The organism is Blautia sp. ZXY-1-B12 (genome assembly GCF_056339915.1).
Genome location: NZ_JBWJVP010000009.1, coordinates 1 through 17,322, shown reverse-complemented (window position 1 = coordinate 17,322; position 17,322 = coordinate 1). Strand labels below are relative to the sequence as shown.

Genomic DNA, 17,322 nt, shown 5'->3' with positions numbered 1-17,322 from the left:
AGGATCATAGCAGAAGCTGCAAATCTTTTCTTCATAGGTTGTTTCCTCCTTCTTGTTGGCTTTTATTATGTTTGCCTGATGATATTAGTATAATGGAAAATCTTCTTGTGGTAAATTCACAAAACAATTCTTTATATGGAACATTTTTCTGTTATTTTTATATAATATGGATTTTCTTGCGACATATATGTACAATCTTTTTCTATTTGTATTTTAAATGGATTATCTTGTTTTTTTCCTGTATAATAAATCTGTCACAATCCGATACAGTCATGAAAATCAGAACGATTTTTTCCATCTTTACCGGACCATGTACGAATTATTTTTTAGAAATGAGGGACAGCGGCATGGAAAAAAGACAACGATATCAGGGATTTCGAAAATTCAGTATTAGAACCAGGCTGATCATAGCGCTTTTCCTGATCTCTATTGTACCATTAACAGGAATCAGCTTCTATTCGTTTCATATTTTTTCAGAAGCGCTTCGGGAAAAACTTTCCACTTCCATCTCACAGACTTTATCCATGATCAATCTGAATATGGTAAGTGAGATTGAAAAGTATCAGTATCTCTGCGGCTCCATCTGCATCAGTCAGGAAATCAAGGACGGTCTTCTGAAAAAGGGTATGACAGATACGGAAAAGAATCAAGCCATCAATGAAATCCAACATATGATTCGAAGTAAAATCATCTATCCTGCACAGGCAAAAAACATTACAGTATATGATACAGATGGGAATATTTTTTATGATTTGGGATATGATGGGTTATATTCGGATGATGTAAGACAGAGATCCTGAGTCGTCTTGAAGAAGAAAATCAGGATGTATGGGCATACGCACATACTTACCGTAACCGGGACATCCTGATTCTTGGAAGAAGAATTTATGAACAATACAGTCAGAGTCGTGTAATTGGTTATACCCTGATTTCCATTGATGAAAAAATTTTTTCCAAAACAGTACTGGAACCAGTAGGTCTGGCTGACTCTTCCAATATTATGTATCTGAATATGGATGGAACAATCCTTTCTTCCTGGGATCGTAGTATTCAACTGGGGCAAAAAACCGAAAAAAAGCTGCTGAAAAATATTCAAGCAAGACTTCCAAACAGAACAGATTTTTTCAGCATTTACAAAGATGGCGAAGAACAGCTGGTTACTTATATTTTCAATAAAAACCTGAACCAGCTGTTTGTATATACCATGCCATATCATTATATTAATTCTGAAGTTAACACTATGTTTTGGAAAATCCTGGCTGTGGCATTCTTCCTTGTTCTACTCTGCATTGGAATTGTAGCTATGGTGTATCCTGGAATTACCTCCCCCATCAGAAGCATGCTGGATTTTTGCAGGGAATTATCAAAGGGAAATCTTTCCGTACGGATCCAGGATGACCACAAAGACGAACTTTCCGATCTTTCCGGAAGCATGAATCATATGGCAGATACCATTGAGAGCCTGATGAAACAACAGAAAAGCCAGGAAAAGAAAAAAAGAGAATTGGAGCTACAGATGCTTCAATATCAGTTAAATCCTCATTTTCTTTTCAACACTTTAAACAGTCTGCGCTTTGTAGCCGCCATGCATAAAGACCAGATTGTAAGTGATGGAATCCAGGCCCTCAGCAGTCTTTTGCAAAATACACTGACTAATAAAAACGAGTATATAACCATTCAGGAAGAGCTTGAGAACCTGGAAAACTACTTCGCGATTTTAAGAATCCGGTATGCCGGAAGCTTTGAGTACTCTTTTGACGTAGAAGAGGAAGAACTGCTCTCCTGCCTTGTTCCTAAACTAATCCTGCAGCCCCTTGCAGAAAATTCTGTTATGCATGGTTCTTCTGATGACGGCTCCGTTATGGAAATTCTAATCACCTGTTGGGAAGAAAACAATCATCTTATCATAGAACTCTGTGACAATGGAAAAGGATTTGAAGTGACACCTGCAGCGCTGGAACCTCATACAAACCGGAAAAAGATTGGAATTACCAATGTAAATGACCGAATACAGCTGAATTTTGGAAAGGAATATGGACTTAAGGTCAATAGTCACCCTGGAGAAGGAACCACATGTACGCTGACTCTTCCCTTACTATATGTACAAGAACTGTCAAAAGATTATAACAGCTAAAAATCACAACCACTTTTGCCCACAGAAAGGACTTTTATGTACAGTATATTAATTATTGACGATGAACCAATCGTAAAAATTGCGCTTCGCTCCATTCTTCCCTGGGAAGAGCATGGTTTTTTCATTTGTGGAACAGCATCAAATGGTCTTGAGGCTGTTCCACTGATTGAAAAACATCATCCGGATATCATTATCACTGACCTGAAAATGCCTGAAATGGACGGACTGGAACTAATTCGTTTTCTGAAGGAAAAAGAATATCCCGGAGAAATACTGGTACTAAGCAACTACGAAGACTTCGATTCAGTAAGAAGTGCATTGCTTTTAGGTGCTGCGGACTATCTGTTAAAAATCAAAATTCAACCAGATACACTCCTTGCCTGTCTGAACAAAACCACAAAAAAAATGCAAAATACAGCTGACCGAAAAGATTCCATTCTGAAAACAGACATCACTGAACCCATAACCGATCATCTTCTCTCCTTTTTTCAGGGAGAAGAGTCTCTCGATTCGTTCATTGAAAGATATGGAGCAGAAAAATTTGGATTTATGAAACATTCCTGTGCTGTATGCTATGTAACGTTTGAAAAATTTTTATCAAATGATGCATTTTCTATATCAGCTAATCTGCTGCGAGATATGATACTGGATGCTGTTCAGGGAGTGCTACAGCCATACATTCTTGTTCTCAGTGCCCATAATGCGCTCGTAGTATTTTCCCAAAAAGAATTAATGTGCAGTCAAGTAAAAGTGGAACAGCTGATAAAAAAGCTGTATAACCGTTTTACCATGTACCAAGCCTTTGCACCAGATATGCCATATAAAGAAAATCTGAAAAATTATGAAGAGGCCAGGACCACATATCAGGACTTTCTTCATAGTGAGGGGCATTATAAAAATGATGTTGCCAAAACCCTTACATACATAGAAAATAATTACATGCACCGTCTCACATTATCCTCCATTTCGGCAAATGTCAATCTCAGCACTAGCTATTTATGCCGTGTTTTCAAGTCCGAAGTAGGAACAAGTATTACCAGTTACTTAAACAATCTGCGGATAAGAAAAGCTGCTACACTGATAAAGGAGAATACCTTTTCCCTGAAGGAGATCTCCGTTATGGTAGGAATTGACGATCAACTTTATTTTAGTCGATTATTCAAAAAGTGTATGGGAATTTCACCTTCTGAATATGGGAAACGATTTCATCTATAAGCAGGTAATCTGATATAAAACAGCAGGATGTCTTATAATCACAAGATATCCTGCCTTTCATATATCATAATATATTCTTTATATCAGCGTCTTCTGATAACTGCTTCCAGCATTCAGGACGATTTCTTCTTCCATACCATTATATAAGATTACCAGTTTCGCATCAATTGGAGATTTCAGATTTATTTCCGTAACCCGTTTTTCTTTCCACTTGAAATTAAGTGTGATATTACCAGGCGCTTTCACGCCTTCTGCCATCCCATCTTTCCATTCATCTGGTAATGCCGGAAGAAAAACAATTTTCTGCTCTTCATACTGAACTAGCATTTCCAGCACAGCAGCAGCAAATCCAAAATTACCATCAATCTGAAACGGAGGATGGGCACAAAGCATATTCGGATATATCCCGCCACCTACCAGACTGCATGCTTCTTCTCTTGTTAAGCGAAGCTGATTTTTTAATAAAGTCAGGGCATGATTTCCATCTCCAAGTTTTGCCCACAGGCAGGCTTTCCACGCCATACACCAGCCGGTTCCCTTATCCCCACGCCTTTCCAAAGAAGTTCTGCAGGCTTCTATAAGAGGTTCATTCTCTTTATGAATCTGGTTCCCAGGATATAATCCAAACAGGTGAGAAATATGTCTGTGATTGATATCTGCTTCCGGGTAATCATAAAACCATTCCTGAAGCTGCCCTTCTTTCCCAATTTTATAGGGAGGAAGTTTCTGAAGCACATTTTTGACTGCATTTGTAAAATCTTCTACTCCCAGAATTTCACATGCTTTTAAATATAATCCAAACAGTTCTCTCAATATGCTGATATCCATTGTTGACGCAAACGTAACACTATGCGTCGTCATATCTGGTGCAAGGAATGTATTTTCAGGTGAAGTAGAGGGAGCAGTTACATAATATCCCTTATAAGGTACCAGATAGCCCAGGTAAAATTCTACGGCCCCTTGTATAATCGGAAATGCCTTCTTTTTTAAAAAAGCTTCATCCAATGTATAGCAGTAATGTTCCCATAAATGACAGCATAACCATCCAGAACTCATCGGCCACATGGAATATGTACAGGGATTTTCGTCCTGTCCAAATTGTCCAACCGGGCTTGAGTGTCCCCAAATATCCAGATTATGGTGGCTTACCCAGCCAGCCAGATGATAAACATCCTGAGCTGTTTTTTCACCTTTTTTTGAGGTACGTTCTATAAGTTCAAGCAAAGGCATATGACAGTCACTTAAATTTGCTTTTTCTGCCATCCAGTAATTCATTTCCGTATTAATATTTACAGTATAATTACTGCTCCAGGGAGCACGCATATGGTGATTCCAGATTCCCTGAAGATTTGTACATTGTGAACCGGGTACAGATGAACAGATCATCAGATAGCGGGCATAATGAAACATTTTTAATGCAAGTTCATTATCGGGTGTATAATTAATGTCAAGATGCATCCTATCAAAATAATTTGCGTATACATCCATATGCGCCTTTTTTTGCTTTTCATATTGAATGTGCTGGATGTTTTCCATCATACAGTTTCTTTTTGAAAAAAAGAGTTCTTTTTGTTTAAAATCAGTTACTCCGGACACGTAAATATACACATCATTTGGAGTATTTATAAAAAGCTTATCCGCTTGCTGATATACATTTCCACCGTTCGTTTGTACATATAATCCAATTGCAAAACGGATTCCCTGCCCCTCTTCATAAACGACAGGAACTTCGCAGGAATAATAAGGTGGTGCAACATAAATGGGTGCCTGCCCTTCTAATATAATTCCATTTTCTGCAAAAAAAGCAGATTTGTGCTTTATTTCACTTTCCAGTGTTATTGACATTTCAAGATTGCAATTTGGAGAAGTATGATAATGAATTGCCATCACTGGTTCTGACATACTCACAAAAAATTCTCTTTGATAAATCAAATCATCCTGGCAGAATTCTATTTTTTCAGTTGCATTCGTCAGGCACAGTTCTCTTCTATAAAAGCTGTTTCCATTTTGAATGGGTTCTTTCACATTAATGGAAAGCGTTCCTGCAGGCAGATAGCTTTCTGTCCAGTCTCCTAACACATTTTCTTTGCAATAATTCTCTGCTCCCTGGTAATCCCCTGCAAAAATGTGTTTTCTAAAAAGATCCCAGTCGACATTTTTGTTGGGATTTTCCTTGTTTCTTCCATTTCCAGACCAAAGCGAATCCAGATTCAATTCTATTCTTTCATTTTGAAATCTTCCATAGGACATTGCTCCCATGGTTCCATTTCCAAGGGGCAGCGCTTCATTCCAGGCTTCTGCTGGTTTATCAAAAATAAGTGCTAAGCGATCCATAACCCACTCCTCAATTCTAGTACATCGTTTTCGAAATAACTATACCACTCACTTGTCTGCGAATCCGATTGCACAGGTCTAAAAGCCTCAGCGTAGCCCGCTACGCCTGCGTTTTTATACCAGCACACTCGAATCCGCATCCTACGCGATTGGTATAGTTATTTACGAAACGATGTACTAGAAAACTTTATTTTTATAATTATACACAACTCTCAGGGATTAATCAACTGGTGTAATTTCGGATTTATTGTTGAAAAATGTAGAAAAATGAATGGCTTATTTGCCTGATATATCCAAAAATAAAATATTCTTTCTCCGATTTAATCGCTCTAATATTTCTTCCGATTCAGCACTGATATTTCCAAATGCACGTTCTGGTTTTCCGAGGAAAAATCCCTGGCCGTAATGCACTCCCAGGCTGTGCAGACATTCCAGCTCCTGTACTGTTTCTATCCCTTCTGCGATCAGAATTGCTCCTGTTGCATTACAGTAATCCAACAGGAGTTTCATCATGATCTCTTTTTTCTTATACTTGTGAATATCCCTTACCAGTTCTATATCCGCTTTCAGATAGTCAGGTGTGGTATTCACTACACGATTTAGGCCTGAATGTCCAGCTCCCACATCATCCAATGCTATCTCATATCCCTGATCTGCATAATGTTTCATGATCTGCTGCAATATCTGATAGTTTTCTATGTCTGATCTCTCTGTTATTTCGAATACAATATCAGAAGCAGGAACCCCTGCCTTCATAGCCTTACGGTTTGTAAATCCCTGTATAAACGCTTTATCCTGAATAATATTTCCATCAACATTAAGAAATAATTTTACATTTTCCGGTTTTTCAACTGCTGCCTTCAAGGCTTTGTTTCTGCATAGTTTCTCTAATTTCCATACGCATCCCAACTGTTCAGCGATCACAAACAAATCTGAAATCGTAAGTGTCGTACTACTCCTGTCTATACGGCTGAGTGCCTCATAGCCGGACACCCTGCCGGTCTGTAAATTGACGATTGGCTGAAACACCGGATATATGGCTTTTCTCTCTAATATCTTATAGAATTCATCTGCTTTGTTTACTTTCATCGTTTTATGATCCCTCCTGCGAGAATCACTTTTTCAATACTTTTCCTGAAATAAAGAAGGCTCCTGCCAGTGAGGTAAAGGGAACTGTAAGGATTACTCCCATACTTGCGGAAATCCCCTGCATCAGTTCAATCCCAATAGAATACATATTGATGATCTGATGATAGGAATAGTTATATGCAAAAATAAATACCAGTGTGTTGAGAGAGCCACCTGCAAAAGCAAGAATCAGCGTGTTTGACATAGTTCCCATCATATCTTTTCCAACATTCATGCCGCTTTTAAACAAGTCCCACATTCCAAGATCCGGGCGTCTGCTGTATATTTCCTGTAAAGTAGAGGCAATAGACATTCCTACATCCATTACTGCTCCCAGTGATGCGATCAGGATCCCTGCAAACAGAAGTTCATTTATTTTTATAGCTGTTTTCTCTTCCAGGTAAATCAACTCTTCAATATCACTTACATTATAACCTGTGATCTGAGTTACTTTTCCAAATATTCCTGCAAATATAACAGCCATTACAACACCGGTTACAGTTCCTGAAATTGCAGTTAATGATTTAACAGAAATTCCGGAAATCAGATAAATTGTTACTACAGTGGTTATAACGGCAACAACTACCGCTGAAAAGATTGGCGAAACACCTCTGTATATCATCGGAAGAAACAGAAACAGCACACATACAATGGTAAAGCCCAGCCCCATTACAGATGCCGCACCTTTTTTTCCACCGATCAGGATAATTACCAGAAGAAACACTGCAATCATAAAATATAAGGAAAATTCACGGTCAGCACTATATACAGATGCAATGACTTCACCCTGTGATTCACTGACCAGTGCAATGACTTTCATACCCTTTTTACAGGTTGCACCAAACAGATAGCTGGAAGAACTGATTGCTTCCACTTTTTCGTTCTTAAATTTGCCGGAACAGAGTCGCAGCCTGACTGTCTGATTACCTACTCTGTTTCCGTTTTCTGTAAGGTTATCTGAAATAACCTCTGTTACTACTGCTTTTTCAAAGGTTCTGCCCTCTGTAGAAAGAAGTTCTGTTTTTTCGATCTTATTATATTGCATCAGAAAAATGAGGAAAAGGATGCCTGTGATCACCAGGCACCCTCTCCGAAGGAAATTTTTGTTTAACATTATTTTGCTTTCACCTTAATTGTTTTGCTTGCTGCACCATACACGTTCTTCTCTGAAACTTTGGTAAATGCTTTTACTCTTACATAGTAAGTTTTTCCTTTGGACAAATTTTTAAGAGCATATGTAGTTTTTGCTGTACGGTAAGTAGTTACCTTTTTGAATGAAGAATCTGTGGAAACCTGAATTGCATAGCCGGAAACTTTTCCACCTGCTTTTCCGATCGTAACAGTGGCTGTTCCGGATTTTCCGGCTTTCACAGTTTTTAACACTGCTTTCTTTGGCACAATCTTAAATGTTACTGTCTGTGTTCCTGTATACTTTCCGATTCCATTGATGGTTGCTTTTGCCAGACCTGTATTTTTGTTATCTGTATAGGTAACTGTGTAGTCTTTTCCTGCCTTTAAGGTCTTTCCATTCAGAGTTACTTTAAGAGCCGGCTGGATCTGTTTTCCTGTATAAATCTGATTCTTCACTTTCCCTACAGATGCAGATTTAATATCTTCTGTCACACCTTTTTTAATCGTAAAGGTTTCATCAATTTTCTGGTCATTATCTGTACGATAAGTATTGATTGTAAATGTATTATCTGTTACATCAATAACAGAATAAGTCGGAACATCTTCCTGCCATCTGTTTGCAATATAGCTCTGCATTCTTGGTACAAGATCATAATACTTGCTTCCTGATGAAGAGTTTGCTGTCATATAGAGAATACCATCCGGATTTACAACTGTCTCACCCTTTTCTGTATCCTCTATCGCATCCTTATCCATGACTGCATTCAGATAATTCAGATAAGCCACATCAGCCGGTTCCTTGGAATCTGTGGAAATATTTGCCGGTGCTTCATATCTTGTAGCCGGATTTTCTCCTGCATCCATATCCTTATCCAGTTCTGCATCAAACTCATCATCCGTATATTCTACAGTTTTATGTCCGCCCTCAAGAATATGGGTACGGGAATATGCATGATCGTGTCCTGTAAGAACAACATCTACATCATTTGCTTCAAAATAGGGTACCAGTGTATATCTGAGGTTTGTAATCTCCGGTTCATTGGAATGCTCCGCTGAACCATAGATATCCTGATGTAAGGTTACGACTCTCCAGGTACAGTTTGGATTTGCAGCAATCGCCTGTTCCATAAACTGTTTATGTTCAGCAGCATTTGTATCCTGTGTATTGAGCATCATAAACAAAGTGTTTCCATATGTGAAATAATAATCTCCACCCACAACTCCGTTAGAACCCAGGTCGCTGCTGTTTGGTGTATTAAAATGATATGTGTAGTTTGCATTATCTGCGTCATGGTTTCCAACAGTTGTTGCAACAGGAAGGGATTTCAGCACATCTGGGCTTAAATATCCGGTATACTCAATCTCGCTGGTCATTTCACTTTTTCCCGGAGATTTCTTCTTTGTTGTCTGGATCTGGTCACCTGCTGATACCACGAAGCTTGCATTTCCGCCTGTTTTATCCATAGCTTCATTTAATGTGGTGTTCCAGTTAAAGGAATCATTTCTGACCGCATCGGACTGTGCCTGATAAAATTCTGCTGTATCAGAGCCTTTCAGTTCATTGGAAGATCCAATCTGCGGATCACCTACGAAAATAAAGCTGTAATTATTTGTTGATTTTGTAGCATATTCTGCAGGTTCTGTGTAGGTTCCATCCTCTTTTTCATAGCTGTAATAGTACACAGTATTTGCACTCAGACCTGTGGCAGTTACTTTATTGGAAACATATGCCTCATTTGTCTTTGTATTTGTAGTTGCATCTGTCTGCTCTGCAACATACACTTTTGCATTTTTCATATTTCTGCCTTCACCGATGATCAGTTTCGGCGCAGCTGTATCAGCCTGTGCTCCAAGGATATCCGCTACCATTGCAGCAATTGCACGACTTTCATCACCTTCTGTATCAAAATCAGGAAGGTTCTCATCTGAGTTTGCTTCTGCTGCGAATTCCTCTGCGTCATTCTCAGAAGTACTAAATGCTGCTACGTTTTCTCCTTCTTCCGCATTAAATGCTGCTATGCTTTCTTCTGATGCTATATCCTCTTCAGCTATTGCAGTTTTCTCTGCTATATTTACTTCTGTTGCTGCATTTGATTCTGTCTCTTCAGCCTGTGCTGCTTCCACTGTTTCACCTGCTGCTGAAGTATCGGCTTCTGTTCCTGCAAAGACAGATTCACTGCTGTCACTGAAAGCATCACCTGACTGAGCGGAGAACTCCTGTGCAGCCTGTTCTTCTTTCTTTTCTGCTGTGTCAGAGTTGTCTTTTTTAGAATACCATGCGAAATTTAACTGGCTAAAGTCAGAGCCCGGAGTAAGTGAAACCTGAGTCCAGTCATTCTTAACAGCTTCCCACTCTGCTTTCCAGGATTCCCAGTTCCGGGAAATTCCCATTCCGCCTGCAAGAGAAGCAGCATCTGTTTTTCCGTCCGGTGCTGCACTTGCAAATGCCGGAGTAACCGCTCCTGCTGTCAGTGAAACTGATAAAATACCTGCCATAAAACTTTTTCGCCATAAGTTGTTCATTTTTTCATAATCCTCCTGAGAAATGAATGTTTCATCACACGATCACAGATCGGGTGTTCATTACATTGGAGAGTATAGAAACATTGAGAAAAAAGTTCAATAGACTTTACTGAGGTTTAACTATATTTTACATAGGTCTTACACTACTGTTCGCTCCGTTCTCAGTAACAGCTGACACCAAAGTACATCCTGCAGGAAATTCGACTCAAAGTGCTTTCCTCGGACAGGTTCTGACACATTCCATACACAAAATACATTCTGTTCCGTTTTTCCGTTTTCTGGAATTATCGATTATATCAACATTCATCGGACAAACTTTTTTACATTTTCCACATGAAATACACTTCTCTTTGTCACACTTAACCCTGACTACAGAGAAATAACTCATAGGTTTCAGAAAGATCGTGACAGGACAAATATACTTACAGAACGCTCTGTTATCTTTGAATAGGAATGCCAGAATAATCCCCACAATATAATACAGAATATTCCCCACGATAAAAGCTATAAACATGATTTTCTCCATATTCTCTACGTGATTCAGAAAAAGTAGCACCACGAAAAAAAGCGAAAATGAAAATGTGATATACCGGATAAAGCCTATCTTTTTTCTTGCAGCCTGAGGCTTTTTATATGGTAAAAAGTCCAACACCATAGCTGTCCAACAGGCATATCCGCACCATCCTCTTCCAAACAAAAGTGGTCCGAATATTTTTGCAACAGCATAATGAATCGTAGCTGCTTCAAATACTCCGGTAAACAGATAATACCAAAAACCCTCAATCTGCATGTTCTCCTGACATATAAGTCCCAAATAAATCAGCATATACAAACCAACCAGAAGTTGAACGATCCTACGTGCATGCTTATAGTTAAACTGAAAAAGCAAAAGCCCAACAGTAATCGATGTTCCAATATAACTGAAATTTAAAAGATAAAACAGATTATCTTTGGTAAGCCATAGTGTAACAGCCACTATTTCAAATACTATCCACATTCCAAAGGGTGCCAGCCATTTCCGTCTCGTATTCATACTCATTTCCTCCAGCGTTGTGCCCCTAACTTGATATCTACGAATTGCTCCGCTGCAAAGCAGCTCCCACAATTCTCATCATATCTCAATATAAAGTATTTGTCGAATGTTTATATTAAGCAAATATTTGTCAGACCAATTTGCCATAAGTACCAGAATATCAGGATTTGCGAAGGCAATTTATAGTAGATTTTGGCATATACATTTCGATTTTTTTTGAGTATAATAATTCCGAAAAAGTACTTTGACAGTAAATAAATGCAACATCATTGCACAGGAGGCATGGGATATGATTATTACAATAGCAAGACAGTGCGGAAGCGGCGGACATGAAATAGGAAAAGAACTGGCTTCCAGACTTGGACTGGAACTCTATGACAGAAAGAAGCTTGAAGAAGAAGCCAAAAAACTTGGAAAGCTTGACGAAAACAAAGAATTTTTCCAGGAAAAAGCAGTAAACAGCCTGCTCTACAGCATTGCTGTAAGCTACGGAGAAAGCAATCCGATGGAAAAATCTTTTGAACTTATACGTGAACTTACGCAGCAAAAACCTGCCGTAATCATCGGACGCTGTTCAGGAGCGATTTATGCAAATGATCCTGAGGCAACTACTGTTTTTCTTCACGCAGATAAAGACTGCCGTATCAAACGTGTAATGGAACGGGACGGTATTAATGAGAAAAAAGCTGCAAAGCTGATAAAGGAAGTGGATGAGAAAAGAGCATCTTTCCACAAATTCTGCACAGGCAAAGAATGGGAAGACGCCAGCCAGTATCAGCTGTCTATTGATACAGGCAAACTTGATATTTCCGATGCAGCAGACATGATCATAAATTATATCAATGCTAAAAATATCGGACAAAAGCACCTGTAATTTCCAAATAACACTGTAAAAATCAGGCACAAGTTTCCGAAATATAACTTGTGCCTGATTTGCATTTTCTTTTAATATTTACTGTTTGACTGATTGGATTCATCCATCGGATATCTCTGTAAATTCGCAGATAGACTTCTCAAATATGCTATACAACGCATCAATGTTCCAGGATATATTCCATCTGCCTTTCTTTTGTTTTCATACCCATTTTTTCATAGAACTTTTCGGCTGAAGTATTTCCTGCCCATACGTTCAGTGTCACTTCATAACAGCCCATTCGCTTTGCTTCATTTTTTACATATTCAAACAAGCTCTCGCCGATATGCTGTCCTCGTGCGTGCTGATCAACACATAGATCATCTATAAAAAGAGACTTAAACGGTACCATATTAGTTGAAAAAGGCTGTTCCTGTAATTGGCAAAATGCATATCCTACACAAACATCTTCCTCGTTCACTGCTACATATATGGGTTTTTCTTCTTTTCCTAATAGCTCTGTCAATTGGCTTACAGTATATTTTGTGGTACCGGGAATAAAAATATCAGGTCTTATATCTGCATGGATCTGCAATACCTGTCCCAACAGTTCAATTATTCTTAGAATGTCTTTTTCTTCTGCTTTTCTAATAGTCATTTTTGTCCTCCAAGTAACAAATTATTCCACATGTCGATTTCTTTAAAGATATCTTCCCAGCATATTTTTCACACACTTTTCTACCATATCCATACTTTCTATACATACCTCTTTTTTCATTCCTGCCGCAATTCCCACAGTCAGGAGTTCTTTTCTGCCTGGATTACGTCCATTTCCGTCAACTGTTGTAGTATGCTCTCCATAGTATGTGTTACTGTAAGTAAGATCATATGCCGGACTCAGGCTCCATCTGTCTTTTTCATCATCATATAAATAGGTGAAATTCTTTGAATGATCATCTCTGTTATGTGCAAAAACATTAAAACACATCCTGCGAAACATCTCTCTCATATCTTTCTCATTATCTCTGGTTAATATTTTTGTTAGTTTCATCAGACTGTGATAATCCAGGCTTGGCTGCTCAAAATTCAACTCCAGCAACGCAGCAGCTGTCAGCATATGAATTCTCTTTGTTCCATTTTTATCTGATATCCTGTCAAACCGCTTAATCCCAAAATACCCCTCACAGTTCTCAGATGGAAACAGTCTGGTTTCACTCATTATAATACCACATTTTTTTGCGCAGCATGAATAATCATATTCCATCTTCCCTGCATTTTCTCCATCCACATGTGCAGGAAATTTAATAATCCATTCCTCTCCATTCACTGTAGTCATAATTTTTGGGCTGGCTCCACCACTTGTACCACCGAGACGATATAATTCATCCAATCTATCGGAGTATTCCGTATTTAGTATTTTCCGGCACTGCTCCGCAAGTTCATCCAGATCCACATCTCCATATTGTTCATCTATTTTTTTCTCCGGATAATAGGTAAGTGCTCCCATACCTGACTTTCCAACAATTGCCAGCCGATCCAGCACCGTTAATTTGTCTGGATTCTGCTTATGTGCACGTAGCAGACGATCCAACAACAATCTCCCCCAATTATCCGGCAAACTATCTGCAAATACTCCAAATAATCCGTCAAAATAATCTTTTGTCGGTACAAAAACCTGCTTTTTAAGGGGAAGTGAAAACGGACTGATCGGAAAACCATTTTCAATCCATTCTTCACTATATTGAAACGCAGCTTTATGGTCAGCTGTCATAGCCAGTGTTCCTACAAGTTTTTCATCATAAAATACCTGTAATGCATTACCTTCCCTCATTTATGACCTCCTGAATATCTTTATATGGAACATGCGTAAAAATATTTCTAAGCTCATCTGCAATATCCAAAGACATAGCAATCTTTGTCAGTGATATCAATGATATCTGTCCGGTAGTTTCGAATCTCTTAATTGAACCATAGCTTACTCCGCTCATGGAAGATAATTTTTCCTGAGAAATAGAGCGTCGTTTTCTGATATTACGCACTCTTTGTGCAAGCTTCTGATCCAGTTCCTCTGCTGTTTCCCATACAAACTGCTCCATTTTCCCTCCTTGCTTTTTATTATTTTATGGATATTATTTTATCCAGAATTTCGCTATTTCATTAAAATCAGATAATATTTTATCCAATATTATTCTATCATTTACTCTTTCATAAATCAAGCCTTTACCTATTCTTTATATATTATTGAAAATTTATCAAAAAAAAGAAAAAGCACCTGATGTATCGTCAGATTTGTGATATACTTTATGTATTACTTACAGACTCCCGGGGGAAACAACTATGCAAAATATAATTCCCGATGAAAGATATTCTGTGGCTGACGAGGCCATTTTAGGTGCTTTTTTCAAATTGTTAAAAGAAAAGAAGCCTGACAGGATTACTGTATCCGACATCACTAAAACAGCTGGTATTGCCAGAAGTACCTTTTATAATCACTATCAGGACATCCCTTCACTGATCTCTGCAGTTGAGGATAAAACTATTCATGATGTTTTTTCCATGATGGAAAATTTCCAGCCAAAAAATGACCGGGATATCTGCAGTTCCGATTTTCTGACTCTGTGCCGGTACACCATGGAAAATCCTTTTCTGTCCGGTCTTTTGAGCACGCCTCATGGCAATGATCTGTTTGAAAAAATGCTGACTATGCTCCATCATTATGTTACAGAAACTACATCTAATTCCAGGCCTGACAGGCATACAAAGGAAGAAGTTTCCTATGTAATCACCTGCGCCATCGGCAGTACCATCGGCGTTCTCCACAAATGGAGCCGGGATAATTTTAATCTGGCACCGGAAGTGATCGCTGATATTCTGTCTGAGGTTTTTTTATCCGGTATGCTTCCACTTTTATCTTAAGCCTCTGTCTTATTCCAGAGGCTCATCAATCAGGACATCCTGTCTCCTGATCTTTTTTGTTGTGTTGCGGATAAACGGATTTTTGCGGACAACCAATCCTGTAATGCGGCGATAGGTAGGCTGATTTCTGTTATATTCATCCAGAAATGCCTGAAGCTGTGCCTGAATTGCCTCTGCATCCAATGCTTTCGCTTCCACAACAGCCTGCTCCGGATAAATACGGGCAGTCAGGCCATTATCCTCACCTGTGACGATCACTTCGCCTACCAGCGGATTCAGAGCCAGCTTATTCTCAATCTCCTCCGGAGATACATTTTCACCATTGGACAAAATGATCAGGTTCTTCACACGTCCATTGATAAACAGATAACCGTCTTCATCCATATATCCCTTATCACCTGTATGCAACCAGCCATCCTTTAAAGTCTCTGCTGTCTCATCAGGCATCTGATAATATCCTTTCATAACGCTACTGCCTTTTACCAGGATCTCACCGTTTTCAAATCTTATCTCTGCATTTTCAAGTGGTTTTCCAATAGAACCCTTTTTATTGTTTTCCAGTGTATTATTGCTGATAACAGGAGAGCATTCTGACATTCCATAGCCTTCCAGCACTTCAACGCCATATTCTGCAAAACGGTCAATATAATACGGATCCAGATGTGCGCCGCCTGTAAAGATAATGCTCAGTTTTCCGCCAAATACTTTTTCTGCCAGAACTGCCTTCGGGATTGACGGATCAGCAGCAGCCAGTCTCTTATAAATCGTCTCAATCATCATTGGAACCATAAGCATAATATTCGGTTTGAAAATACTCATATTTCTTACCATATGAAGCAGGGAATCATTGATGCAAAGAGTTGCACCCAGAGAGAATCCCTTCAGCCAGTCCATAACAAGACAGAATGCGTGATGGATCGGAAGCACACTGAGCATGGCAGTTCCCGGTTCTGCCGTAATCTTTACTGCCTCAACATTGGAAGCCAGATTATTCTGTGTCAACATAACACCCTTGCTCTTTCCTGTTGTTCCGGAAGTGAAGATAATGGTCGCAATATCCTCTGCATCCGGGCAGACAGAATCTGCTGATGCGCTCTTTCCTGCATTTCGAAGTTCACTAATACCATATACCTTTGCCGGTGCATCTTCTACCTCTTCCTGAAGCATCCACACCTTCTGAAGTTTCGGACAATTTCCAAGAAATGCATCCAGATATGGTCTAAGCTTCGGACTTAAGAAAAGAGCGGCAGAATCGGAACGGTTAAGCAGGTCGATCAGATCCTCACAGGGAAGCGCGGCATCCAGAGGTACTGCTGTGGTACATCCGGTGATGATTCCCAGATAGCTTTCCATCCACTCTACAGAACTGGTTCCGATCAGTGCAATGTGCTTTCCCTCAAAGCCTTCTGCAAGAAGACCTTTTCTGGTGGCAACTGCATTTTCCATCAGTTCGCCATAGCTTCTTTCCATGATTTCCTTTTTCTTGAGCCATTTTACTGCTTTTACTTCATCAAATTTACGTACACTTTCTTCTAATATATTTCTGATCAGCATATCTGTCCCCCATTATTTTCTGAACTGTTCAAGTTATGGATATCCTGTCAGGTACAAAATATCCTTGACCCTGACATCTTTATAAGTTTTGCTTCGAAAAAAATTACTGAAGTTCTTCCAGCAGATTTAAGGCTTCGCCAAGAGTTGTGATCTTCAGCACTTCGCTCTCGTCAAGTTCGAGATCAAAGGTATCCTCAAGCTCACCTAAAAAGGACATAAAATCCAGAGAACTGAAACCCAGATCCTCGCGGAATCTCATTTCATTATTCATTTCTTCCGGTGCTACCTTGCTATACTGTGCTACAATATTTTTAAATTCCATTTCCTGATTCATTGCATTTCCTCCTGATATTGATTTAAGTCAAGCGGATATTCGCAATCCGCTTCGCTACTTGCTCATAACCGAATAACTGCTCCGCAGTTTATCAGAAGGAGCTTACACTCCTCCTGATACAAGCAAGTCCCCACCCACTGCTTATTGCTTTTCGGAATTGAAGCAGG

The 17,322-nt window shown here is 39.1% G+C and carries 15 protein-coding genes; 5 read left to right on the top strand and 10 right to left on the bottom strand.

The genetic code is table 11. The features are described from left to right. Window positions 1–347: 347 nt before the first annotated feature. The 3 genes from AC075L_RS00620 (at window position 348) to AC075L_RS00610 (ending at window position 3,349) form a co-directional block, all read left to right on the top strand. Window positions 348–800, top strand: coding sequence for a hypothetical protein (locus tag AC075L_RS00620; RefSeq protein WP_476387015.1), 453 nt, complete (start codon window positions 348–350; stop codon window positions 798–800). Between the two features lie 200 nt (window positions 801–1,000). Next, window positions 1,001–2,134, top strand: a complete 1,134-nt coding sequence (locus AC075L_RS00615; protein ID WP_476387014.1) for a sensor histidine kinase — start codon at window positions 1,001–1,003, stop codon at window positions 2,132–2,134. A 36-nt stretch (window positions 2,135–2,170) separates the two neighbouring features. Then, window positions 2,171–3,349 (top strand): response regulator transcription factor, encoded by a 1,179-nt coding sequence (locus AC075L_RS00610; protein WP_025580036.1) that lies wholly within the window; start codon window positions 2,171–2,173, stop codon window positions 3,347–3,349. Window positions 3,350–3,427: 78 nt separating this feature from the next. Here AC075L_RS00610 and AC075L_RS00605 read toward each other — a convergent pair whose 3' ends face one another. The 5 genes from AC075L_RS00605 to AC075L_RS00585 form a co-directional block, all read right to left on the bottom strand. Further along, window positions 3,428–5,683, bottom strand: coding sequence for a glycoside hydrolase family 95 protein (locus tag AC075L_RS00605; protein ID WP_055058442.1), 2,256 nt, complete (start codon window positions 5,681–5,683; stop codon window positions 3,428–3,430). A 276-nt stretch (window positions 5,684–5,959) separates the two neighbouring features. After that, on the bottom strand, window positions 5,960–6,772 hold the full coding sequence (locus tag AC075L_RS00600) for an EAL domain-containing protein (RefSeq protein ID WP_055058443.1): 813 nt from the start codon (window positions 6,770–6,772) through the stop codon (window positions 5,960–5,962). 25 nt (window positions 6,773–6,797) lie between these two features. After that, a complete protein-coding gene (locus tag AC075L_RS00595; RefSeq protein ID WP_055058444.1) occupies window positions 6,798–7,925 on the bottom strand; it encodes a YibE/F family protein in 1,128 nt (375 codons plus the stop codon). After that, on the bottom strand, window positions 7,925–10,465 hold the full coding sequence (locus AC075L_RS00590) for a metallophosphoesterase (RefSeq protein WP_055058445.1): 2,541 nt from the start codon (window positions 10,463–10,465) through the stop codon (window positions 7,925–7,927). The genes AC075L_RS00595 and AC075L_RS00590 overlap by 1 nt, the downstream gene beginning before the upstream one ends. A 205-nt stretch (window positions 10,466–10,670) precedes the next feature. Then, window positions 10,671–11,498: a 4Fe-4S binding protein gene (locus AC075L_RS00585; protein ID WP_055058446.1), complete on the bottom strand. Its 828-nt coding sequence runs from the start codon at window positions 11,496–11,498 to the stop codon at window positions 10,671–10,673. Window positions 11,499–11,787: 289 nt separating this feature from the next. Between AC075L_RS00585 and AC075L_RS00580 the strand changes: the two genes are divergently transcribed. Next, window positions 11,788–12,372 (top strand): cytidylate kinase-like family protein, encoded by a 585-nt coding sequence (locus AC075L_RS00580; protein WP_055058447.1) that lies wholly within the window; start codon window positions 11,788–11,790, stop codon window positions 12,370–12,372. Between the two features lie 160 nt (window positions 12,373–12,532). Here AC075L_RS00580 and AC075L_RS00575 read toward each other — a convergent pair whose 3' ends face one another. Genes AC075L_RS00575 through AC075L_RS00565 form a run of 3 tightly spaced genes read right to left on the bottom strand, consistent with a single transcriptional unit; the run spans window position 12,533 to window position 14,447 of the window. Beyond that, window positions 12,533–13,009, bottom strand: coding sequence for a GNAT family N-acetyltransferase (locus AC075L_RS00575; RefSeq protein ID WP_055058448.1), 477 nt, complete (start codon window positions 13,007–13,009; stop codon window positions 12,533–12,535). A gap of 42 nt (window positions 13,010–13,051) precedes the next feature. Continuing rightward, the gene (locus AC075L_RS00570) at window positions 13,052–14,182 is read right to left on the bottom strand and encodes a type II toxin-antitoxin system HipA family toxin (protein WP_055058449.1); all 1,131 of its coding nucleotides are present in this window, start codon (window positions 14,180–14,182) and stop codon (window positions 13,052–13,054) included. Further along, a complete protein-coding gene (locus AC075L_RS00565; protein WP_055058450.1) occupies window positions 14,169–14,447 on the bottom strand; it encodes a helix-turn-helix domain-containing protein in 279 nt (92 codons plus the stop codon). Before AC075L_RS00565 ends, AC075L_RS00570 begins: the two co-directional genes overlap by 14 nt. Window positions 14,448–14,688: 241 nt before the next feature. On the opposite strand from AC075L_RS00565, the gene AC075L_RS00560 reads away from it, so the two are divergent. Continuing rightward, window positions 14,689–15,267, top strand: a complete 579-nt coding sequence (locus AC075L_RS00560) for a TetR/AcrR family transcriptional regulator (RefSeq protein WP_476387013.1) — start codon at window positions 14,689–14,691, stop codon at window positions 15,265–15,267. 9 nt (window positions 15,268–15,276) lie between these two features. Here AC075L_RS00560 and AC075L_RS00555 read toward each other — a convergent pair whose 3' ends face one another. Continuing rightward, a complete protein-coding gene (locus AC075L_RS00555; protein ID WP_347027627.1) occupies window positions 15,277–16,821 on the bottom strand; it encodes an AMP-binding protein in 1,545 nt (514 codons plus the stop codon). Window positions 16,822–16,924: 103 nt separating this feature from the next. Then, the gene (locus tag AC075L_RS00550) at window positions 16,925–17,155 is read right to left on the bottom strand and encodes an acyl carrier protein (protein WP_008706731.1); all 231 of its coding nucleotides are present in this window, start codon (window positions 17,153–17,155) and stop codon (window positions 16,925–16,927) included. Window positions 17,156–17,322: the final 167 nt, after the last annotated feature.